3 protein-coding genes are annotated in these 4,006 nt (G+C 77.5%); all 3 read right to left on the bottom strand.

Going from position 1 to position 4,006, the window contains the following annotated elements; translation table 11 throughout:
- On the bottom strand, positions 1–1,807 hold a 1,807-nt coding region (locus tag PYV61_RS21940; RefSeq protein ID WP_275835680.1), incomplete at its 3' end, for an exodeoxyribonuclease V subunit gamma.
- 108 nt (positions 1,808–1,915) lie between these two features.
- Positions 1,916–2,650 carry a PEP-CTERM sorting domain-containing protein gene (locus tag PYV61_RS21935; protein ID WP_275835678.1) on the bottom strand — a complete coding sequence of 245 codons (735 nt, stop codon included), beginning with the start codon at positions 2,648–2,650 and terminating at the stop codon, positions 1,916–1,918.
- Between the two features lie 261 nt (positions 2,651–2,911).
- On the bottom strand, positions 2,912–4,006 hold a 1,095-nt coding region (locus PYV61_RS21930; RefSeq protein ID WP_275835676.1), incomplete at its 5' end, for a DNA recombination protein RmuC.

Raw genomic sequence — 4,006 nt, 5'->3', positions numbered from 1 at the left:
TCCCCGCGGGCTCGTCGAAGCGCGCCGCCAGTGCCAGCCGCACCGCCTGCGCGTCGCTCGGCCGCGCGCACGCCGCGCCACCGTCGGCCAGCGTGTCGAGCGCGTCGCGCCACGCGCGGCGGGCCAGCACCAGCTCCGCCCCGTCGTCGTCCACCAGCGCGTCGGCGACGTGCCGCAGCACGTCGCGCCACGCGGCCGGCGGGAGCGGGCCGCGCACCGCGCGCACCGCCTCGAAGGTGCGCGCGCACGCCTCGGCGAAGCGCCCGAGCCGCTCGGCCTCGCCCCCCTCCGCCATGTCGAGCGGCAGCGCGCCGCCCCACAGCGTCTCGCCGTCGCCGGGGAGCCCCCAGCCGAGGAGCAGCCGCTCGAGCCCGAAGCGCCAGGTGTGCTCCTCGTCGGCGGGCAGCCCGTGGCGGTCGGCGCGGTCCGCGCCGTCGAGCCCCCACCGCACGCCGCTCTCGCGCACCCAGCGGCGCAGCACGTCCTCGGTTCCCGCGTCGAGCCCGAACGTCGCCGCCACCGGCGGCAGCGTCACGAGGTCGAGCACCGCGACGGCGTCCACGCGCCCGCTCGCGAGGTCGAGAAGACGCAGCACGACGTCGGCCACCGGGTTCGTGCGGCGCTGCGGGCGGTCGAGCACGCGCAGCGGCAGCGCGGCCGCCCCGCTCGTCGCGGCGAACGCCGCCTCCACCAGCGGCGCGGCGAGCGTCGGGTCGGGCGTGAGCACCAGCACGTCGCGCGGGCGCAGCGTCGGGTCGGCGTCGAGCAGCGCGAGCAGCGCGTCGCGCAGCACCTCGGCCTGCCGGACCGGCCCGTGGCAGGCGTGCACGCGCCACGAGTCGTCGTCGTCGCGGAGCGCGGCCGGCGCGCCCGCGGTACCACCGAGCAGCGCGTGGCGCAGCACGTCGAGCGCGGTCGGCGCCGCCGGAACCGGGTCGTCGGCCGGCGCCGGCGCGGGGGCCACGCCCCCGGCGCGGCACGCGGCGTCGAGCACGTCGTCCAGCCGGTCGCCGGCGCGGCCCAGCGAGCGGCGCAGCGGCGCGGCGGCGTCGCCGGGACGCGGCGGGAGCGGCAGCAGCGCGTGCACCTCGACGCCCACGGCCGCCAGCGTCGCGACGACGCGCGCGTGCAGCGGCGCGGCGCCGGGGAGCGCGACCCACGACAGGCGTGCGGGGATCGGCGCCGGGCGGGATCCGTCGCGCAGCGCGCGCTCCGCGCGCGCGACCAGCGCCGCGAGGTGCGTCGGCGCGCCGTCGTCGCCGCGCGAGAGGGCGCGCCACAGGATCGGCTGCCAGGCGTCGCGCGCGTCGCCCTCGTCGGCGCCGGCGTCCCAGGCGCGGACGCGCTCCCAGTCGGCCGCCGCGTAGCGCGCGAAGCCCTCCGCCACGCGGCGCGCGAACGACCAGGCGCGCGCGTCCACGACGTCGGCCGGCGCGCCGTCGGCCGCCTCGGCGTCGCGGCGCAGGTAGGCGCGCACCGGCGCGAAGGCGTCGTGCGGCAGCAGCGCCGGCAGCGCGCCGAGCACGCGCCACGTCAGCCGCTCGGCGCCCCACGCGCGCACCGCGTCGCGCGACACGCCCAGCGTGTGCTCCACCACCGCCTCGGCCAGCGAGGACGGGGACAGGAACCGCACCTGCGCGCACACGCCGAGCCGCTCGGCCATGCGAGCGTGCAGCCACCGCTCCAGCGGGCGCGAGCCCACCACCACCCACTCGGGCGCCAGCGGGTCGTCCGGCGGGGTGCGGAGCACCTCGGCCAGCGCGTCGGCGAGCCGGTCGAGGCGGGCGCTGCGGTGGAGAGTCAACATCGGACGCCCAAGCTAACGCCCGGGACCGACGGTCGCGCCGGGTGTTTGCCGGACGCACGACGCCCCCGGGACCCGAAGGCCCCGGGGGCGTCGCAGGTCGTTACGCGATCAGGACTTGCGCGTACGACGCCGGGCGAACCCGGCGAGGCCGAGGAGCCCGGTGCCCATTAGGACGTAGGTCGAGGGCTCGGGGACCACGGAGCCCGCGCCGCCGCCGCCGTTCTGCGGGGTGCCGGCCGCCAGGTTGAACGTCTCCGGCCCGCCGGCGACGCCCGACACGCGCGCGCCGACGCCCAGCGACAGGTTCGACTGCCCGAGGAACGAGTTGAAGACCGAGATCGCCTGCTCCGTCAGCGCGAACTGGAAGCCGAAGTTGCCGATCCCGTTCAGCGTGTTCGTCAGCGTCGCCGGGCTCGCCAGGTTGAAGCGGGCCAGCGCCGTGTTGTTGCTGTAGAGCGTGAGCTGCAGCGCCTCGAGGTTCGTGGCCAGCTCGTTGTTGGGCTCGGTCGCGTTGAAGCCGAGACGCACCGTCTCGCCCGTCAGCCCGGCGATGAACTGCGTCTGCGACTGCCCCTGCTGGACGTCGTCGTCCACGAAGCCGCACGTCGCCTGCGTGCCGATCCCGCCCGGCGTGACGCACCCCTGCGTGGTCGTCTGCTGCCCCTGGTTCAGCAGCGTCAGGATCGTGACCTGGTTCCCCAGCCCACCACCCGTCTGACCCGTCGGCGTCGGCGAGAACAGATAGAGGCCGTCGTTCACGACCGTCTGCGCCGAGGCCGGCGCGGCCGCTGCGAGTGCGGCGAGCAGCGCGCCGCTCCGCAGTCCCTTACGCAATCCCTGCATGACTCCTCCCCAGATGCGGCCGGCGCCAACCAGCCCCGGACATCGGGGCCGCCACGGCGCCGGGGCGATTCCCGTCGCGCCGGTGGAAGGCTCGTCGGCGCGCCCGCGCGCGCTGGGGGTGATGCCCGGGCCCCCGACGACCATCCCACGCAACGGACGGCGTGGCAGGGGACCGTCAGGCAATTCGCACGCCCCGATGCGCTCGCGCATCGCATCGCGTGACGCGCGTCACGCGACACGCTCGCGTTCGCCGCGCGGACCCTACGACAGCAGCGTCGCCGCCGGCATCGCGTCGCCGTCATCGGGCGACGGCGTCCGCAGCACCCGCGCGACCGGCGCCGGCTCGGGAATCTCGGCCGCCGACGTCGCGCCCAGGTCGCGGAACCGCCGCGTCTGCGGGAGCACCATGCGCTCCAGCGAGCCGACCGCGGCGTTGTACGCGTCGGACGCGCGCTCCAGCCCGCGCCGCAGCTCGCCGAAGTGCGCCGCGAACGTGCGCACCCGCTCGTGCAGCTCGCGCCCCAGCGCGCTGATCGCCTCGGCGTTGCGCGCCACGCGCTCCTGCTGCCACCCGTACGCGACCGCGCGCAGCAGCGCGATCAGCGTCGTCGGGCTCGCCGCCAGCACGCGCTGCCCCACCCCGTGCTCGATGAGCGACGGGTCGTGCTGCAGCGCGGCGCCGAACACGCTCTCCCCGGGCAGGAACATCACCACGAACTCGGGCGCCTCGGCGAACTGCCCCCAGTAGCCCTTGGCGGCGAGCTTCGTCACGTGGTCGCGCACCTGCCGCGCGTGGTCGCGCAGGTGCCGCTCGCGCGCCGCGTCGTCGGGCGCCTCGGCCGCCGCCAGGTACGCGTCGAGCGGCGCCTTCGCGTCCACCACCACGAGCTTGCCGCCGGGGAGGCGGACCAGCAGGTCGGGGCGCAGCCGCCCGTCGTCCACCGACGCCTGCTCGACGAAGTCGCAGTGGTCGACCATGCCGGCCATCTCGCACACGCGGCGGAGCTGGATCTCCCCCCACCGCCCGCGCCCGTGCGGCGTGCGCAGCGCGTCCACCAGCGCGCGCGTGCGCCCGCTCAGCTCGCGCTGCCCGTCGGTGAGGTGCGCCAGCTGCTCGCGCAGCGCGGCCTCGGCGGCGGCGCGGTCGACGCTCACGCGCTGCAGCGTGCCGTCGACCTTCGTCAGCGCGTCGCGGATCGGCGCCACCAGCGCGTCGACCGCGCGCTCGCGCTCGCGCAGCGCCTCCGCCGACTGCTGCTGCGCCTCGCCGAGCGACGCGCGGGCGAGCTGCAGGAACTGCTCGCCGCTGGCGCGCAGCTCGGCGGCGGCGCGCGCGGCGAACGCCTCGCGCAGCCG

This window comes from Roseisolibacter sp. H3M3-2 (genome assembly GCF_029211165.1).
Taxonomy (GTDB): Bacteria; Gemmatimonadota; Gemmatimonadetes; order Gemmatimonadales; family Gemmatimonadaceae; genus Roseisolibacter.
Note: the sequence above shows the minus strand (reverse complement) of the source record. Positions and strands in the feature narration are given on the sequence as shown.

What these genes read in the sequence shown, in the direction of transcription:
- PYV61_RS21935 (WP_275835678.1), bottom strand. Translation starts at nt 2,650, where the DNA reads ATGCAGGGATTGCGTAAGGGACTGCGGAGCGGCGCGCTGCTCGCCGCA.